Here is a 17,673-nt window from a genome sequence, read left to right on the forward strand (position 1 = left end):
CGCGCGGTGAACACCGTTCACAACTCGATGGAGTGACACATGAGCGAAGCCACTCGCCGAGAACGGCTACGCGCGGAGACCGAACGCGACATCCTCACCCAGGCTCGCGCGCTTCTGACCGAGAAGGGCCGCGATTCGGTAACTCTCCGTGCCATCGCACGTGAACTGGGGATCACCGCGCCCGCGCTGTACCGCTACTACGACTCGCGCGAGGCGCTGCTCGCCCGGCTGTGCGAGGTCGTCTGCGAGGACCTGGAGAACACGCTCGGCGCCCTGCTCGCGGAGGTGCCGGACACCGCGCCGGTCGACCAGCAGGTGTACCTGGTGTGCCGGGGCTTCCGCAGGTGGGCGCTCGACCACCCGCAGGAGTTCTCGCTGGTGTTCGCCTCGACGGACGGCGATTACGCGGCGGGCCGGGAGGGCGCGGCCCCGGAGGAGCAGGTGCGGGACCGGTTCGGCCGGGTGTTCCTGGAGATCGCGGCCAGGCTGGTGGCCAGCCACCCGTTCCCCGACGAGGTGCCCGCGGGCGTGTCCGACCTGCTGCACGAGGACCTCGCGGTGTACCAGCAGGTGCTGATCAACCAGATCGAAGCGCGCGGCGCGCGCGTGGACGAGCGGACCCTCGACCAGGCGGCGATCTTCCACATCCTCCAGGCGTGGGTGCGGATCTACGGGCACGTGGCGCTGGAGGTGTTCGGGCGGTTCCCGTTCGCGGTGACCAACCCGGAGGAGATGTACGACCAGATGCTCGCCCAGCTCCTCGGCGAGCTGGGGCTCCGGGGCTGACCGACCCCGCGAACAGCGGTGGCGGGGACCCGCGGGCCCCCGCCACCGGTGCTCAGCCGCGCGTCACAGCACGATGTTGACCAACCTGCCCGGCACCACGATGACCGTCCTCGGCTCGCCGGTCAGCAGCGCCGCCACCGCCGGGTCGCCCAGCGCGGCGGCCTTGACCTCGTCCGGCGAGGCGGACGCCGACACCGTCACCCGCGCCTTGACCTTGCCGCCCACCTGCACCGGGTACAGGACGGTGTCCTCCACCAGGTAGCGCTCCTCGGCCACCGGGAACGGCCCGTGCGCCAGCGAGTCGCCGCCGCCCAGCCGCTCCCACAGCTCCTCCGCCACGTGCGGCGCCAGCGGGGCCAGCAGCTGCACGACCGGACCGGCCAGCGCCCTCGGCGCGCCCGCCGGGTAGTGCTTGGTGATGTGGTTGTTCAGCTCGATCAGCTTCGCGACCGCCGTGTTGTAGCGCAGGTTCGCGTAGTCGTCGTGCACGCCCGCGATGGTCTTGTGCAGCAGCCGCAGCGCGTCCTCGGACGGCTCGACGTCGGCCACCCGCAGCTCGCCGCTGTCCTCGTCGACCAGGTTGCGCCACAGCCGCTGCAGGAACCGCTGCGCGCCCACGACGTCCTTGGTCGCCCACGGCCGGGACACGTCCATCGGGCCCATCGACATCTCGTACACCCGGAACGTGTCGGCGCCGTAGTTGGCGCACATCTCGTCCGGCGTGACGACGTTCTTCAGGCTCTTGCCCATCTTCCCGTACTCGCGGGAGACCTCGGCGCCGTCGTGGAAGAACTTGCCGTCCTTCTCCACGACCTCCTCGGCGGCCACGTACGCGCCGCGCGCGTCGGTGTACGCGTACGCCTCGATGTAGCCCTGGTTGAACAGCCTGCGGTACGGCTCGTCGCCGGACACGTGGCCCAGGTCGAACAGCACCTTCTGCCAGAACCGCGAGTACAGCAGGTGCAGCACCGCGTGCTCGACGCCGCCGATGTACAGGTCGACGCCGCCGGGGTCGTTCGCGCCGTGCTCGGCGGGGCGCGGGCCCAGCCAGTACCGCTCGTTCTCGGCGTCCACGAACCGGCCGGGCTCGGTCGGGTCGACGTAGCGCAGCTGGTACCAGCAGGAACCCGCCCAGTTGGGCATGGTGTTGGTCTCGCGGCGGTACCGCTTGGGCCCGTCGCCCAGGTCCAGCTCGACCTCGACCCACTCCTGCGCGCGGGTCAGCGGCGGGGACGGCTCGGAGTTCGCGTCGTCCGCGTCGAAGGTGCGCGGCGAGTAGTCGTCCACCTCGGGCAGCACGACCGGCAGGTGCGACTCGGGCAGCGCGACCGGGGTGCCGTCCTCGTCGTAGACGATCGGGAAGGGCTCGCCCCAGTACCGCTGCCGGGAGAACAGCCAGTCGCGCAGCTTGTACTGCACGGTGCCCTCGCCCGCGCCGCGCTCCTCCAGCCAGGCGATGATCGCCTTCTTGGCCTCGGCGACGTCCATGCCGTCCAGGAAGCCGGAGTTGATCGCCGGGCCGACGCCGGTGAACGCCTCGCCCTCGAAGCCCTCGGCAGGCTGGACGGTGCGGATGATCGGCAGGTCGAACGCCTTGGCGAAGTCCCAGTCGCGCTGGTCCTGGCCGGGCACCGCCATGATCGCGCCGGTGCCGTAGCCCATCAGCACGTAGTCGGCGACGTAGACGGGCAGCTCGGCGCCGTTGACCGGGTTGACCGCGACCGCGCCGGTGGCGACGCCGGTCTTCTCCTTGCTCTCCTGCCGGTCCAGCTCGGACTTGCGGGCCACCTCGGCGCGGTAGGCGGCGATCGCGCCCGCCTGCACGGGGGAGGCGATCGCGTCGACCAGCGGGTGCTCGGGGGCCAGCACGACGTAGGTGGCGCCGAACAGGGTGTCGGGGCGGGTCGTGAAGACCTCGATCCGCTCCTCGGTTCCGACCGCGCCCTCGCCCGCCCGCACCTCGAACCGGACCCGCGCGCCGTGGGAGCGGCCGATCCAGTTGCGCTGCATGGACTTGACCTTCTCCGGCCAGTCCAGCCGGTCCAGGTCGTCGACCAGGCGGTCCGAGTAGGCTGTGATCCGCATCATCCACTGGCGCAGGTTGCGGCGGAACACCGGGAAGTTGCCGCGCTCGCTGCGGCCGTCGGAGGTGACCTCCTCGTTGGCCAGCACCGTGCCCAGGCCGGGGCACCAGTTCACCGGGGCCTCGGACAGGTAGGCCAGGCGGTGCTCGCCCAGGACCTTCTGCTGCTCGGCCACCGACAGCTCGGCCCACGGGCGGCCGTCCGGGGTGGCGCGCTCGCCGGACGCGAACCGCTCGACCAGCTCGGCGATCGGCCTGGCCTTCTTGACGTCCGCGTCGAACCAGGAGTTGTAGATCTGCAGGAAGATCCACTGGGTCCAGCGGTAGTAGTCCGGGTCGATCGTGGAGATGCGGCGGCGCTCGTCGTGGCCCAGGCCCAGCCTGCGGATCTGGCGCAGGTAGGTCTCGATGTTGGCCTTGGTGGTCTCGCGCGGGTGCTGGCCGGTGCGCACCGCGTACTGCTCGGCGGGCAGGCCGAACGCGTCGAAGCCCATCGTGTGCAGCACGTTCCGGCCGGTCATCCGGTGGTACCGCGCGTACACGTCCGTGCCGATGAAGCCCAGCGGGTGGCCGACGTGCAGGCCCGCGCCGGACGGGTACGGGAACATGTCCTGCACGAACAGCTTGTCGGCGGGGACCTCGCCCTTGAGCTGACCGGACGGGTTCGGCGCGTGGAAGGTGCCGCGCTCCTCCCAGCGCCGCTGCCACCGCTGCTCGATCTCGTTCGCCAGCGCCGCCGTGTAGCGGTAGGCGGGCGTGTCAGCCGCCGGTTCCGTGCTCATCGGAGTTCCCTCTCCCTATCCCTGCCCCTGACATGACGAAACCCCCCAGCCGATGACAGGCATGAGGGGTTGCCGCGCTGGACCAGGAGTCGACCGGTCAGCGCGGCTTGCTAAGGAGCAGGCGCGCCGTGCTCATGGCTCAACGGTAGCAGCGCCGCGCAACTTCGTAGCGTTGGGTGACCGGATCGCCGCTGATCAACGCGGTGGGTGGCGACGGCTGTGATCAGTGCGATACCACGTCCGGTGGTGACGAGCACGGGGCGGCGCTGTGGACCGCGTGCGGCGCGCCTACCCTCGTCTGCGTGAACATCGTCCTGTTCGTGGTGCTGCTCCTGGTCGGCCTGCCGCTCGGTGCGGCTGGGGTCCTGGGCCTGCGCGGCACCCTGCCCCGCAACCGCTTCCTGGGAGTGCGCTCGAAGGCGTCGCTGCGCGACGACGAGACGTTCGCCCTCGCCAACCGGGTGGCAGGCGTGCCGAACCTGGTCGCCGCCGCCGTCGCCGTGCTGGCCGGGATCGCCGCGCTGCTCGCCCCGGAGACCGCGCTGGTCGTCGGCCTGGTCGGGCTGGTCGGCGCGATCGGCATCGGCGCGGCCGGTGGCGTGCTCGGCCACCGCGCGGCCGAGGCCGTCCCGGAGCCCGAGCCCGCGGCGGGGTGCGGCGGCTGCGCCTGCGCCGGCGGCGGTTGCAGCGTCCTGACCAGGGCCTGAGCGCCCTCTCCCGGCGGTCCGCTCAGTTGCGGCGGACGTCCTCGGGGTAGGTGGCGAGCAGCGCCGTCGGCATCCCCTGGCGGCGCAGCACCCGACCCCACAGGTCGACGCCCGGCGGCGACAGCACGTCGTCGGGCAGACCGGGCACCACGATCCAGTCCTCCCGCTCCACCTCGCCCTCCAGCTGCCCCTCGCCCCAGCCCGCGTACCCGGCGAACACCCGCAGGCCGCGCACGCGGGGGAGCAGCGACTCGGGCTCCGAGTCCAGGTCGACCAGCGCGACCGGCCCGTGCACGCCGACCACGCCGTCCAGCGAGCGGTGGTCCTCGCCGGGGCGCAGCGCCGCCAGGCAGAGCGCGGTCTTCTGCTCGACCGGGCCGCCGATGAACACCGCCTGCGGGCGCGACACGTGCGGCCCCCAGGCGGGCAGGACGTCGTGCACGGCCACTTCGGAGGGCCGGTTCAGCACGACCCCCAGTGAGCCCTCGCCGCGGTGGTCGATGACGTAGACGACCGTACGGCGGAAGTTCGAGTCGTTCAGGGTCGGCGCCGCGACCAGCAGCGACCCCGGTTCGACCTCGGCATCAGCACCCACGGGCCCCATGATCCCAGAACCGCCCGCGCGGTGAGGCGGCGCGAGAGCCGCGGGCGCGGGGCGGACCGCTCACCCGTCGCCGACCGCGGACCCGTCCTACCCTCGGTCCGTGACCAGCGCCGACGCGGGGGTGCGCCACCTCGGGGTCCGCGGGCTCCTCGCCGCCCCCGGCTTCCGCAGGCTCCTCGCCACCCGCCTCGCCGCCCAGTGGGGTGACGGCCTGTTCCAGGCGGGCCTCGCCGGGGCGGTGCTGTTCAACCCCGAGCGGGAGGCAGAACCGGGGGCCGTCGCCGCCGGGTTCGCCGTCCTGCTGCTGCCGTACTCGCTGCTCGGGCCGTTCGCGGGCGCGCTGCTCGACCGGTGGGACCGGCGGCGGGTGCTGGTGGTCGCCGCGCTGCTGCGGGCGCTGTCCGTGCTGCTGACCGCCTCGGCCGTGGGCGCGGGGCTGGGCGGCGTCCCGCTCTGCGCGGCGGCGCTGCTGGTCACCGGGGTCAGCCGGTTCACCGGGTCGGGGCTGTCCGCCTCGCTGCCGCACGTGGTCCCGCGCGCGCACCTGGTCGAGGCGAACGCGGTCGCCACCACGGCGGGCTCGGTGACCGCCGTCGTGGGCGCGGCCACGGCCGTGCTGCTGCGCGGGGCGCTCGGCGCGGGCGACGGCGGCTCGGCCTGGACCACCGCGTGCGCGGCGGCGGGCTCGCTGCTGGCCGCCGCGCTGGCCGCCGGGTTCGCGCGGGACGCGCTCGGCCCGGACCGGGGCGCGGGCGCCGTCCCCGGTGCCACCCGCGCGCTCACCTCCGTCGCGCACGGCCTCCTGGACGGGGGCAGGGCCGTGCTGCGGACGCCCGCGGTGCGGTCGGCGCTGGCCGCGCTGGTGGCGCACCGGATGGCGTTCGGGATGTCGCTGGTGGTCACGCTGCTGCTGATGCGCAACTCGTTCACCGACCAGGGCCCGTTCCGCGCGGGACTGGCCGGGCTCGGCCAGGTCGCCGCCTGCGGCGGCGCGGGCGTGCTGCTGGCGGGCCTGGTCACCGACCGGCTCGTGGGCGCGCTCGGCCGCGCGCGGGTCGTGCCGGGCGCGCTCGGGCTCGCCGCCCTCACCCAGCTCGGGCTCGGGCTGCCGATGCGGCTGCCCGCCGTGCTCGCGGCGGCGTTCCTGCTGACCTTCGCGGGCCAGGTGGTGAAGCTCTGCGCGGACGCGGCGGTGCAGGCCGAGATCGGCGACGAGGTGCGCGGGCGGGTGTTCGCGCTCTACGACACCCTCTTCAACGTCACGCAGGTCGTCGCCGTGTCGGTGGCCGCCGCGCTGGTGGCCCACGACGGCCGCTCGCCCGGCCTGGTGCTGGCCGCCGCGCTGGTCCACCCGATCGGCGCGCTCGGCCACCTGCTGCTCGCCCGGCCGGGCGGCGGCGGCTCAGCGGGGCGCCGGTAGGGGCATCCGGATCATCCCCGCCTCATGGGCGAAGACGACGGCGGAGATCCGGTCGCGCAGGTTGAGCCTGCGCAGGATCTCCGCCACCTCCCCGCCGACCTGCCTGCTGGTCAGCCGGAGCACCCCGGCGATCTCGTGGTCGGCCAACCCCCTGGCCAGGCAGCGCAGCACGGCCCGCTGCCGCTCGTCGAGCAGTTCGAGGTCCGGCAACCGGGTGCCGCGAGCGGCGGACAGTCCCCAGGCGTTCACACGTCATCACCCCCTGTGCGCGTCGGGCGCACACAGGGTCATGCTCTCGCAACCGGCAGTCACTTCGCTAACACTTCGGAGCAAATTGGTCACTCCGGGTGGTCGTCATGATCCGACCGGTTCCTGCCCGCAGCGCCCTGACCAGGGCTTTGCCGCTATTCGACCTCGGGAGCGCCTGCGGAGTCAGCCCCTTCGGGCAACCCCTCGGCCGCCGCCCCGCCGGACGCCCCGGCTGCTCCCCCCGCGGTCCCGGAGCCCACCGACCCGACGCCCTCGGCGCGCGCCCAGGCCAGCAGCTCCACCTCGGCCTCGTCGCGGTCCAGCGGACCCCGGTCCAGCCGCAGCTCCTTGAGGAACTTCCACGCCCGCCCGACCTGCGGCCCCGGCGGCAGCCCGAGCAGCCGCATGATCTCGTTGCCGTCCAGGTCCGGCCGCACCCGGCGCAGGTCCTCCTCGGCGGCCAGCCGGTCGATCCGCTCCTCAAGGCCGTCGTACGTGCGCTGGAGGGCGTTCGCCTTGCGCTTGTTGCGCGTGGTGCAGTCGGCCCGCACGAGCTTGTGCAGCCTGCTCAGCAGCGGACCCGCGTCGGTGGCGTAGCGGCGCACCGCCGAGTCGGTCCACTCCCCGTTGCCGTACCCGTGGAACCGCAGGTGGAGGTACACCAGCTGGGCGACCTCCTCCACGACCTCCTTGGAGTACCGCAGCGCCCGCAAGCGCTTGCGCACCATCTTCGCGCCCAGCACCTCGTGGTGGTGGAACGAGACGCCGCCGCCGGACTCGAACCGCCGCGTCCCCGGCTTGCCGATGTCGTGCAGCAGCGCCGCGAGCCGCAGCACCAGGTCGGGGGAGTTGTCCTCGTCCTCCAGGTCGATCGCCTGCTGGAGCACGACCAGCGAGTGGTCGAACACGTCCTTGTGCTGGTGGTGCTCGTCGATCTCCAGCCGCATCGCGGGCAGCTCGGGCAGCACCACGGCCGCGAGCCCGGTGGACTCGAACAGCTCGACGCCGCGCCTCGGGTGCGCGCCGCACAGCAGCTTCGACAGCTCCTGCTGCACCCGCTCCGGCGTGATCCGCTCCAGCTCGCCCGCCATGGCGGTCATCGCCTCGACCACCCGGTCGGCGGGCGTGAACCCGATCTGCGACACGAACCGGGCCGCGCGCAGCATCCGCAGCGGGTCGTCGCCGAACGACTGCTGCGGCGTCGCGGGCGTGTCCAGCACCATCGCGGCGAGCGCCTCGCGACCGCCGGTCGGGTCGACCAGCTCGCGGGCCACCACGTCGAACGCCATCGCGTTGACCGTGAAGTCGCGCCGGACCAGGTCCCCCTCGACGGTGTCGCCGAAGGTCACCTCGGGGTTGCGGGTCACCCCGTCGTAGGAGTCCGCGCGGAAGGTCGTGATCTCGACGGTCCGGCCGTGCTTGGTCGCGCCGACCGTGCCGAACGCGATGCCGGTGTCCCACAGCGCGTCCGCCCAGCCGGACAGCAGCCGCTGGATCTGCTCCGGTCGTGCGTCGGTGGTGAAGTCCAGGTCGAAGTCACCCCCGGACAGCCGCCCGAGCAGCGCGTCGCGCACGCTCCCGCCGACGAGGTACAGCCGGTGCCCCGCCTCGGCGAAGCGGGCGGCGAGCTCATCGGCCACGGGGAGGTCGCTGAGCAGCTCCACGAGGGCATCGTCCCGCGAGGTGGGCGCGTTCGAACCAGACACGAGGAGGCAGCGTATCTGCCCTGGCAAAGCGGTTACCCCCGGCGATGATCGGGAGACGGCCCGTGGCGACGCCCCCGCACTACCATCAGGGCCATGTCCCAGTCGTCCGGCGGCACCGGCGGACCGGCCCCGAGGCGCAGGCCCCGGCGGCGCGGTCGGCGGTTGAAGTCGGTGGACGAGACGTCCGCGGGAGGGCTCGTGGTGGACGTCACCCGAGGCCGTGCGGCCGTCATCGGGCGGTTGGACCGGCGCGGCAGGCTCCTGTGGTCGCTGCCGAAGGGGCACATAGAGCCTGGTGAGACCCCGGAGCGGACCGCGGTGCGAGAGGTCCGGGAGGAAACCGGTATTCATAGCAGGGTAATGCGGCGGCTCGGCTCGATCGACTACTGGTTCGCAGCCGAGGACCGCAGGGTCCACAAGACCGTCCACCACTTCCTCCTCGAAGCGCTGGGCGGCGACCTTTCCGACGAAGACGTGGAGGTCACCGAGGTGGCGTGGGTGCCCCTTGGCGAACTGGACGAACGGCTCGCCTACGCGGACGAGCGGCGCCTGGTGCGCCGCGCCGCCGAACAGCGCGCCGAGTTCGGCGTTGACCTGGATGGAGCGGAGTCGGCGTGAAACGGCTGCTGTCCGTGCTGGCCGCGGTGTCGACGCTGCTCGTCGCGGGTGCGACCACCGCGCCCGCGGCGAGCGCCGACTCCCCGGAGGCGGAAGCCCGCAGCACCATCGGAGAACCACCACCCGCGACCCAGGTCTGGGCGACGCGGGCGGTGTCGAAGCAAGGTCCGCAGCCGCAGACCTTCCTCAGGCTCGACGTAGAGCAGCTCAGCCCGCGCGTGGTGATGGCGGGCAGCAGCGACTCGGTCACGATCAGCGGCAAGGTCACCAACGTGGGTGACCGCCTGCTGCGCGACATCGACCTGAGGCTGGAGCGCGGCAACGCGCTGACCAAGGAGGAGGAGGTTCGCACGGCGCTGCGCGAGGGCGCGGACTCCGAGGTCGAGCAGCCGCTGTTCACCAAGATCGCCGACAAGCTGGAGCGCGGCGAGAGCAAGGACTTCACCCTGACCGTGCCGCTGCACGGCAACGACCCCAAGTCGCTGCGGGTGGACGAGCCCGGCATCTACCCGGTGCTGGCCAACATCAACGGAACCCCGGACTTCGGCGGGCGGGCGCGGCTGGCCGCGCTCAGCACGCTGCTGCCGGTCCTGACCGTCCCCGGCGGTTCGACGCAGAACGCGCCGGGCGGCGGCTCGAAGCTGACGCTGCTGTGGCCGCTGGCCGACCGGCCCCGCCTGGTCGAGCAGCTCCCCGGTGACCGGTCGGTGCTGACCGACGACGAGCTCGCGGCCTCGCTGGCGCGCGGCGGCAGGCTGTACGGCCTGCTGGAGGGCTACAAGACGGCGCTGGACGGCGAGCTGACCGGGTCGGTCTGCCTGGCCGTCGACCCCGACCTGCTGCGCACCGTCAAGATCATGTCCCAGGGCTACCAGGTGCGCGGTCTCGGCGCGGGCAAGGGCGCCGACGACGCCAAGCTGTGGCTGGACCAGCTGCGCAGGCAGGTGAGCGGCAAGTGCGTGGTCGCGCTGGCCGACGCGGACGCCGACCTGGTGGCGCTCAGCCGCGCCGGGCTCGGCGACCTGGCCTCGAACGCGCTGGCCGAGGGCGCCCAGGTGGTCGGCGACGTGCTGGAGTCCCAGAAGCCGCTGCAGGGCGTGGTGTGGCCCGAGGACGGCGTCCTCGACCAGGCCACCCTCGACCGGCTGACCGGCCAGGGCGTCACCGGCCTCGTGCTGGAGCAGCCCGCCGTCGCGGGCACGACGGGCACCGGCCCGGTGACCGTCGGCGGGGACAAGAAGGCCTCGGCCGTCCGCGTCGACACCATGGTGTCCGACGCGCTGGTCGGCTCGGCCAGCCCGATCGCGGGCGCCACCACGGCCAGCACCGAGCAGGCCGTGTCGGTGCAGAACGCGCTCGCGGCGCTGGCGTTCCGCACCGGGTTCCAGGGCAACGACCAGAACGTCGTGGTCGCCCCGCCCCGGCGGTGGAACGCCCCCGAGGGCGAGATCTCGATGTTCCTGCAGACGATGAAGTCGCTGGTGGCGGGCGGCTACGCCAAGCCCGCGGGCCTGGAGTCGCTGCTGGACGCCACGCCCGGCGGGCAGAGCGCGGCGCTGAGCTACCCGGTCGAGGCGGGCGCCACCGAGGTGTCCCCGGCGGTGACCACCGAGCTGGCTCGGGCGTGGCGCGGCGTGCAGGACATCGCGTCCTCGATGAGCCAGCAGGACGCCGAGGCCGCCAAGCCCGAGGACCTGGTGGCCCCGCTGCGGCTGGCGCTGCTGCGCGCGGCCTCCGGGGCGTGGCGCGGCGACGAGGCCGCGGCCCGGCGCGCGCTGACCATCGGCCTCGACCGCATCGACGGCCTGGAGTCCCAGGTCACGGTGGCGGAGCCGGCCAGCCCAATCCTGCTCGGCTCGGACAACAGCCCGCTGCCGGTGAACATCTCCAACAAGCTGGACGTGCGCATCACGGTGCGGGTCGTCGTCGAGGACGTCCCCGGCGTCAGCGTGACGCAGATGCCGGACCTGGTGCTGCCCGCGCGCGGCGCGCGCCAGGTCATGGTGCCGCTGGAGGCGCTGCGGTTCGGCAAGTTCAGCGTGCACGTGCGGCTGACCACGCCGAACGGCGTCGAGCTGGGCGACCGCGCCCGGCTGGAGGTGTCCTCCAACTCCTACGGGACCATCACCATCGTCATCACGGGCGCGGCGGCGGCGCTGCTCGTCCTGCTGTCCGGGCGCCGGATCTACCGGCGGGTGCGGGCGTCGCGGGCGGCGGCCGCGCGGGTGGCGACCGAGACCAAGCACGAGGACCAGATGCCGGCCACGCCGGAGAAGTCGAGCGCGAGTTGAGCGGACCCACCACAGCACGAGAGCAGTCCAAGCAAGGGCCGTCGCTGGCGCAGGCCAGCGGCTCGATGGCCATCGCCACGATCGTCAGCCGCGCCTCCGGCCTGCTGTCCAAGCTGATGCTCATCACGATCATCGGCTCGGGCGCGCTGAACGACTCGTACCAGGCGGCGACCACGCTGCCCACGATGATCAACGAGCTGCTGCTCGGCGGTGTGCTCACCAGCGTGGCCATCCCGATGCTGGTGCGCGCCGAGAAGGAGGACCCCGACGGCGGGGAGTCCTACGCGCAGTGGCTGGTCACCATGGCGGTGACGCTGCTCGGCATCGGCACGATCATCGCGATCGCCTGCGCCCCGCTGCTGACGGCGCTGTTCGTCGGCGACGCGGACCAGGCCAAGCCCGAGCTGGTCACCGCCTTCGCCTACCTGGTGCTGCCGGGCATCGTGTTCTACGGCCTGTCGGCGCTGCTGGGCGCGATCCTGAACACCAAGAACGTGTTCGGCCTGCCCACCTGGGCCCCGGTGCTGAACAACGTCGTGGTGATCGTGACCCTGGCGGTCTACGCGCTGGTCCCCGGCGAGATCACGCTGGACCCGGTGCGGATGGGCGAGCCGAAGCTGCTGATCCTCGGCCTGGGCACGATGCTCGGCGTCGCGGTGCAGGCGTCGGTGATGGTGCCCGCGATGAAGCGGACCGGGTTCAGGTTCCGCTGGCGGTGGGGCTGGGACCGCAGGCTCGCCGAGTTCGGCGGGCTGGCGTTCTGGGTGCTGCTGTACGTGGGCCTGGGCTTCGTCAGCATGGTCGTGCTGACCCGCGTCGCCATGAACGGCACGGGCGCGCTGACCGCGTACAACTACCAGTGGCTGGTCGCGCAGGTGCCGTACGGCGTGCTGGGCGTGTCGCTGCTGACCGCGCTGATGCCCAAGATGAGCCGGGCTGCGGCCGAGAACGACACCCAGTCCCTGGTCGGCGACCTGTCGCTGGGCAACCGGATGTCGACGATCATGCTGATGCCGTTCAGCGCGCTGATGACGGTCGCTGGTGTGGCGATCGGCGTCGCGGTGTTCTCCCACGGCGCTTCCGGCCTGGAGGGCGGCGAGCGGATGGGCACCGCGCTGGCGCTGTCCGCGTTCGGCCTGGTGCCGTACGCGATCACGCTGCTCCAGCTGCGGGTGTTCTACGCGCTCAAGGACGCGCGGACGCCGACGATCATCCAGGGGATCATCGTGGTGGTCCGGATCGGGCTGCTGTACGCGTTCCTGGCGATCTCGCCCCCGGACAAGCTGGCGGCGGGCGTGTCCATCGCGATGTCGCTGAGCTTCGTGGTCGGCTGCCTGGTCGGCCAGCTGTGGCTGCGGGTGCGCCTGGGCAGGCTGCGCACCGGGTACACCGTGTGGACGGTGTGCCTGTCCGTGGTGGCGTCGGCGATCGGGTTCGGCGTGGCGACGGGTCTCGCGTGGGGCCTGGTGTCGGTGCTGGGGCTGGAGAGCCCGGTGCCGACGGCCGCGTGCGAGCTGGTCGTCCAGACCGTCGTCGGGCTCCCGCTGAGCTTCGGGCTGATGGCGCTGTTCCGGGTGCCCGAGGTCAAGCCCGCGCTCGACAAGGTGATCCGCCTGGTGCGTCGCCGGTGAACGCGGAGCGACGTCCACTTCCCGTACGCTCGGCAGCGTGAGCGGCGGTCAGGCCCACAGCACCCCGTTGGTTCCCGGCGGGGTCATCGGCGACGGCAGGTACCGGCTGCTGGCGCTGTGCGGGCGGGACAACCGGTGCGACGCGCAGCTCTGGCACGCGCGCGACGGTCAGCTGGGGCGCGACGTGGCCCTCACCGTGCTGGTCGGGATCCACACCGACCACGCGGCGGCCACGCGGGCGAAGCGGACCGCCGAGCGGGCCATGCACGCGTCCAGCTTCACCCACCCCGGTGTCGCTCGGGTGATGGAGGTGCTCACGCCGGGCAACGGCGTGAAGTTCACCGAGGGCATCCTCGCGATCATCGTCGCCGACTGGACCCAGGGCACCGACCTGGTGGAGCTGCTGGCGGGCGGGTCGCTGGGCGCGGGCGCGACGACCACGCTGGTCGAGCACCTGGCGGCGGCCGTCGAGGGCGCGCACCACGCGGGCCTCGTGCTCGGCGTGGACCACCCGCAGCGCGTCCGGGTCACCCCGGAGGGCAGGCTGCGGCTGGCGTTCCCCGGTCCGAGGCCGGACGCGATCGCGCGCGACGACGTCCGGGGCCTCGGCGCCCTGCTGTACCTGCTGCTGACCGCGAGGTGGCCGCTGCCGGGCGCCCCCGAGGGCTACCGGGCGGCGCAGACCGGTCAGGACGGCTCGCCGGTCGCGCCGAGCTCGCTGAACCCGCAGCTGCCGCACGAGCTGTCGTCGGTGGCCGTGCGGAGCCTCCAGGACACGCCGGGCGGCATCCGGACCAGCGCGGCGATCCTGCAGGTGCTGGACCAGATCTCCCGGTCCGAGGCGCAGACGGCGATGATCGAGCCGGTCGGCGGCGGCAAGGACGACGGGGTCGTGTGGACGACCCAGCGGCCCGTCGCCGGGCGGGAGCACAACCGGAAGCTGATGATCAGCGTCGGCGTGCTGGCGCTGCTGACGCTCGCGGTCATCGGGTGGCTGGGCTTCCAGATCGTCAGCTTCTTCAGCACGGACACGTCCAAGGGCAGCGGGCCGACCGTGGTGGTCGGCCAGTCGTCCCAGCCGGGGCAGCCCGACGCCCCGGTGCCCGCCGAGCCGGTGCAGCCCGCGGCGGTGGGCGTGTACGACGTGACGAACGAGCCGGACAACCCGAACCGGGCCAACCGGGCCGTGGACAACAACCCGACCACGGTGTGGCAGACCGAGGAGTACGCGCAGCCGTTCCCGGCGGTGAAGCCCGGCATCGGGCTGATGGCCTCGTTCGCGGAGCCGCTGCGGATGGCGTCGGTGTCGGTGACGTCGCCGAGCGCGGGCACGGTCGTGGAGATCCGGACGGCGCCGTCCAACGACGCGCCGCTGGAGCAGACCAGGGTGATCGCCCAGGCGACGCTGTCGGCCGGGCAGACGCAGCTGCAGCTGGGCGAGCACGAGGCCTCGCAGCACCTGCTGGTGTGGGTGACGAAGCTGGCCGAGAACGACAAGGGCAGCCAGTCCGAGATCGCCGAGGTGGTGTACGTGCGGGCTCAGTAGGACGCCCGCCCGCTCTTCCCGGACGGCGGGTCCCCCCCGTGCGGGGGGCCCGCCGTCCGGCCGTCAGCGGCCTTCGCGGGCGGCGGGGTTCCCCACCCGCACTGGCGGTAGCACGCCGGGGAGCCGATACGCTCTCCCGCGTGACCGCCGCAGCCAGCTCGGACGCCGAACTCATCTCGGCTCACGCCGCGGGTGACCCCCACGCCTTCTCCGAGCTGGTCAAACGCCACCGGGATCGGATGTGGGCGGTCGCGCTGCGGACGTTGCGCGACCCGGACGAGGCCGCCGACGCGCTCCAGGAGGCGTTCATCTCGGCGTTCCGGGCCGCCGCGGGGTTCCGGGCGGAGTCGCAGGTCACGACCTGGCTGCACCGAATAGTCGTGAACGCCTGCCTCGACCGGTTGCGGCGGCGACAAACAAGGCCGACCGTGCCGCTGCCCGAGGCAGGGCCCGGCGAGCCGGTTGCTCCGCGTGACGCAATGAGTGAACGGGAAACCCGGTTGGTGGTCCAGGCTGCGCTGAACGAGTTGCCCGAGGAGCAGCGCGCCCCGATCGTCCTGGTGGACGTGGAGGGGTACTCGGTGGCCGAGACCGCGCGGTTGCTCGGCATCGCCGAGGGGACGGTGAAGTCGCGGTGCGCCCGCGGCAGGGCCAAGCTGGCCAAAGTTCTGGGGCACCTCCGGAACCAGAGTGCAAGTGCGAACGTCCCAGGTGATGGTGTCAAGCAGCAACGTCAGTGGGAGGAACGATGACCGGCAATGTGCGGCGTCCGGGGCCGCCGTGGTCCGTCGACCTGCTGGCGGACCTGCACGCCGGAGCCCTCACAGCGCAGGAGGAGGACGAGCTCCGCGCGCGCATCGCCGACGACGCCGAAGCCCAGGAGATCCTCGCCGCGCTCGACGCCACGCTGAGCGACCTGGGTGCGCTGAGCAACCTCCCGGTCCCCCGGATGCCTGAAGACATCGCCGCCCGACTGGATGACGTGATCGCCGCCGAACAGCGCAGTCGTGTTGCCCAGGTCGGCGCGCCGGGCATCCCGCAGCAGACCGCGGTCGCTCCCGCGCTCCCCGAGGCGGGTTACCCCGCGCAGCGGCAGCTCCCGGCTTTCGCCGCACCCGCGGCCCCTCGGACGGCCGCGCACCCCCCGTCGAACGTGGTCGACCTGGCCGCGCGCAGGCGCAAGCGCCTCGGCTGGGGCGCGGGCCTGCTGACCGCGGCGGCGGCCGTGGTGGGCGTCGCCGTGGTCGTGGCGCCGCAGCCGGGCGCCGGTGACAACGTCGTCGGCCAGCCGAGCGCGGCCCCCACGTCGGCCTCTCCGGGGGTGCCGGAGGTGGAGGGCGGCAACTTCGGCCCGGTGTTCGGCGAGGTGCTGGCGGCGAAGGACTACGGGCAGCTGGAGAGCCCGGAGAAGCTCAAGCAGTGCCTGGCGGGCGGCGGCGTGACGTCGACGCCGGTCGGCTTCGCGCCGGTGAGGCTGGACGGCAGGGACGCGGTCATGTCGATCCTGCCGGGCGGCAAGTCCGGTTCGTGGCGCGTGGTCGTGCTGGACCCGAAGACCTGCGGCCCGACGAACCCGGAGGGCGTGCTGGCCGACGAGGTGATCAACCGCTAGTCCCACCTGTCGCGCGCGGGGAACCCGGTGGTGGCGGCCGGGGCGCCCGGCGCCGGGTCCGGGTGGTGACGCAGCGGGCACGGGCGAGCGCGCTGCGCCAGCTCGGGTGACACCTCGGGCCGTTGTCGACCTCACTGCGCCCGGCCGGAATTACCGCGCCCTACGATCCGTTGAGCACGATGCACGCCTGTCGCGTCAAACGGAGGTCGTAGGGTGTCGGACGTTCGGAACCTGATCATCGTGGGATCAGGGCCCGCCGGGTACACCGCGGCGGTCTACGCCGCCCGCGCGCAGCTCGAACCGCTGGTGTTCGAGGGCTCGCAGTACGGCGGCGCGCTGATGACCACGACCGAGGTGGAGAACTTCCCCGGTTTCCGGGACGGCATCATGGGGCCCGACCTCATGGAGCAGATGCGGGAGCAGGCGAAGCGGTTCGGCGCCGAGCTGCGGGCCGAGGACGTGGACGCGGTGGAGCTGGAGGGCGACGTCAAGTACGTCACCGCCAACGGCACCCGCTACGCGGCCAAGGCCGTCGTGCTGGCGATGGGCGCCGCCGCGCGCTACCTGAACGTCCCCGGCGAGCAGGAGCTGCTCGGGCGCGGCGTGTCCGCGTGCGCGACCTGCGACGGCTTCTTCTTCCGGGACCAGGACATCGCGGTGCTGGGCGGTGGCGACTCCGCGATGGAGGAGGCCACCTTCCTCACCCGGTTCGCCCGCTCGGTCACGATCATCCACCGGCGCGAGGACTTCCGCGCCTCGCGGATCATGCTGGAGCGCGCCCGCGCCAACGAGAAGATCAAGTGGCTGCTCAACTCCGAGGTGACCGAGGTCGTCGGGACGGGCGGCGCGGTCTCCGGGCTGAAGGTCCGCGACACCAGGACCGGCGAGACCGCCGAGCACCCGTTCACCGGCTTCTTCCTGGCGATCGGCCACGACCCGCGCAGCGCCCTGGTGCGCGGCCAGGTCGACGTGGACGACGAGGGCTACGTCAAGGTCAAGCCGCACAGCACCTACACCAACGTCGACGGCGTGTTCGCCGCCGGTGACCTGGTGGACCACACCTACCGCCAGGCCATCACCGCCGCCGGTTCCGGCTGCTCGGCCGCGATCGACGCCGAGCGCTGGCTGGCCGAGCACGGCAGCGACGAGGCCGCCGTCACCGCCGAGCACGTCGGCGGCGGCTACGGCGAGCCCGCCACCACCGGCTGATCCCCACCCCCACCCGAGGAGAGAACAACATGGCAGGCTCGACCGTGGTCGTGTCCGACAAGACCTTCGCCGACGACGTGCTGACCAGCGAGAAGCCCGTCCTGGTCGACTTCTGGGCGACCTGGTGCGGTCCGTGCAAGATGGTCGCCCCGGTGCTGGAGGAGATCGCGGCCGAGCACGCCGACAAGATCACCGTCGCGAAGCTGGACATCGACGCCAACCCCGGCATCGCCCGCGACTACCAGATCATGTCGGTGCCCACCCTGATCCTGTTCCAGGGCGGTCGCGCCGTGAAGCAGATCGTGGGCGCCAAGCCGAAGGCGGCGCTGCTGAACGACCTCGCCGACGTTCTCTGAGACACATCTGACGCCCACTGGGCGCAGCCCTGTTACGTGGCCCGTCCGTCTTTCGATAAGGCGGGCGGGCCAC

15 protein-coding genes are annotated in these 17,673 nt (G+C 72.8%); 11 read left to right on the forward strand and 4 right to left on the reverse strand.

The features are described from left to right. Positions 1-39 precede the first annotated feature (39 nt). Positions 40-786 carry a TetR/AcrR family transcriptional regulator gene (locus ACTUAL_RS11480; RefSeq protein ID WP_096497508.1) on the forward strand — a complete coding sequence of 249 codons (747 nt, stop codon included), beginning with the start codon at positions 40-42 and terminating at the stop codon, positions 784-786. A 63-nt stretch (positions 787-849) separates the two neighbouring features. On the opposite strand, the gene leuS is transcribed toward ACTUAL_RS11480, so the two are convergent. After that, positions 850-3,651 carry a leucine--tRNA ligase gene (gene leuS, locus ACTUAL_RS11485; protein ID WP_440900248.1) on the reverse strand — a complete coding sequence of 934 codons (2,802 nt, stop codon included), beginning with the start codon at positions 3,649-3,651 and terminating at the stop codon, positions 850-852. 302 nt (positions 3,652-3,953) lie between these two features. Between leuS and ACTUAL_RS11490 the strand changes: the two genes are divergently transcribed. After that, complete coding sequence (locus ACTUAL_RS11490) at positions 3,954-4,358, forward strand: SdpI family protein (RefSeq protein ID WP_232520109.1); 405 nt, start codon at positions 3,954-3,956, stop codon at positions 4,356-4,358. 22 nt (positions 4,359-4,380) lie between these two features. On the opposite strand, the gene ACTUAL_RS11495 is transcribed toward ACTUAL_RS11490, so the two are convergent. Then, on the reverse strand, positions 4,381-4,962 hold the full coding sequence (locus tag ACTUAL_RS11495) for a YqgE/AlgH family protein (RefSeq protein ID WP_015805744.1): 582 nt from the start codon (positions 4,960-4,962) through the stop codon (positions 4,381-4,383). 100 nt (positions 4,963-5,062) lie between these two features. Here ACTUAL_RS11495 and ACTUAL_RS11500 point away from each other — a divergent pair, with 100 nt between their 5' ends. Further along, a complete protein-coding gene (locus ACTUAL_RS11500; protein ID WP_440900249.1) occupies positions 5,063-6,382 on the forward strand; it encodes an MFS transporter in 1,320 nt (439 codons plus the stop codon). Here ACTUAL_RS11500 and ACTUAL_RS11505 read toward each other — a convergent pair. Next, positions 6,365-6,631, reverse strand: a complete 267-nt coding sequence (locus ACTUAL_RS11505) for a response regulator transcription factor (RefSeq protein ID WP_096497512.1) — start codon at positions 6,629-6,631, stop codon at positions 6,365-6,367. The two genes, ACTUAL_RS11500 and ACTUAL_RS11505, sit on opposite strands and share 18 nt — an antisense overlap. 155 nt (positions 6,632-6,786) lie before the next feature. Next, complete coding sequence (locus ACTUAL_RS11510; protein ID WP_309142036.1) at positions 6,787-8,337, reverse strand: CCA tRNA nucleotidyltransferase; 1,551 nt, start codon at positions 8,335-8,337, stop codon at positions 6,787-6,789. A gap of 93 nt (positions 8,338-8,430) precedes the next feature. Here ACTUAL_RS11510 and ACTUAL_RS11515 point away from each other — a divergent pair, with 93 nt between their 5' ends. From ACTUAL_RS11515 to trxA, 8 genes are all read left to right on the forward strand, one after another. Further along, positions 8,431-8,955: an NUDIX hydrolase gene (locus ACTUAL_RS11515; RefSeq protein ID WP_440900250.1), complete on the forward strand. Its 525-nt coding sequence runs from the start codon at positions 8,431-8,433 to the stop codon at positions 8,953-8,955. Beyond that, entirely contained in the window at positions 8,952-11,246 is a 2,295-nt protein-coding gene (locus ACTUAL_RS11520; RefSeq protein WP_440900251.1) for a DUF6049 family protein, read from the forward strand. The genes ACTUAL_RS11515 and ACTUAL_RS11520 overlap by 4 nt, the downstream gene beginning before the upstream one ends. Then, positions 11,243-12,877 (forward strand): murein biosynthesis integral membrane protein MurJ, encoded by a 1,635-nt coding sequence (murJ, locus tag ACTUAL_RS11525; RefSeq protein WP_232520110.1) that lies wholly within the window; start codon positions 11,243-11,245, stop codon positions 12,875-12,877. The genes ACTUAL_RS11520 and murJ overlap by 4 nt, the downstream gene beginning before the upstream one ends. Positions 12,878-12,914: 37 nt before the next feature. Beyond that, positions 12,915-14,423, forward strand: a complete 1,509-nt coding sequence (locus ACTUAL_RS11530) for a protein kinase family protein (RefSeq protein WP_096497516.1) — start codon at positions 12,915-12,917, stop codon at positions 14,421-14,423. 140 nt (positions 14,424-14,563) lie between these two features. Further along, on the forward strand, positions 14,564-15,175 hold the full coding sequence (gene sigM, locus ACTUAL_RS11535; RefSeq protein WP_015805751.1) for an RNA polymerase sigma factor SigM: 612 nt from the start codon (positions 14,564-14,566) through the stop codon (positions 15,173-15,175). After that, complete coding sequence (locus ACTUAL_RS11540; RefSeq protein ID WP_096497517.1) at positions 15,172-16,035, forward strand: anti-sigma factor family protein; 864 nt, start codon at positions 15,172-15,174, stop codon at positions 16,033-16,035. The genes sigM and ACTUAL_RS11540 overlap by 4 nt, the downstream gene beginning before the upstream one ends. Positions 16,036-16,248: 213 nt before the next feature. Beyond that, the gene (gene trxB / locus ACTUAL_RS11545) at positions 16,249-17,244 is read left to right on the forward strand and encodes a thioredoxin-disulfide reductase (RefSeq protein ID WP_096497518.1); all 996 of its coding nucleotides are present in this window, start codon (positions 16,249-16,251) and stop codon (positions 17,242-17,244) included. Positions 17,245-17,273: 29 nt separating this feature from the next. Continuing rightward, a complete protein-coding gene (gene trxA / locus ACTUAL_RS11550; RefSeq protein ID WP_015805754.1) occupies positions 17,274-17,600 on the forward strand; it encodes a thioredoxin in 327 nt (108 codons plus the stop codon). The last annotated feature ends 73 nt before the right edge of the window (positions 17,601-17,673 follow it).

It is taken from the genome of Actinosynnema sp., assembly GCF_052038725.1.

Excerpts from the sequence above, each read along its gene's own strand:
- leuS (WP_440900248.1), bottom strand. The coding sequence starts at position 3,651 with ATGAGCACGGAACCGGCGGCTGACACGCCCGCCTACCGCTACACGGCG.
- ACTUAL_RS11480 (WP_096497508.1), top strand. The coding sequence starts at position 40 with ATGAGCGAAGCCACTCGCCGAGAACGGCTACGCGCGGAGACCGAACGC.
- trxA (WP_015805754.1), top strand. The coding sequence starts at position 17,274 with ATGGCAGGCTCGACCGTGGTCGTGTCCGACAAGACCTTCGCCGACGAC.
- ACTUAL_RS11515 (WP_440900250.1), top strand. The coding sequence starts at position 8,431 with ATGTCCCAGTCGTCCGGCGGCACCGGCGGACCGGCCCCGAGGCGCAGG.
- ACTUAL_RS11495 (WP_015805744.1), bottom strand. The coding sequence starts at position 4,962 with ATGGGGCCCGTGGGTGCTGATGCCGAGGTCGAACCGGGGTCGCTGCTG.
- ACTUAL_RS11540 (WP_096497517.1), top strand. The coding sequence starts at position 15,172 with ATGACCGGCAATGTGCGGCGTCCGGGGCCGCCGTGGTCCGTCGACCTG.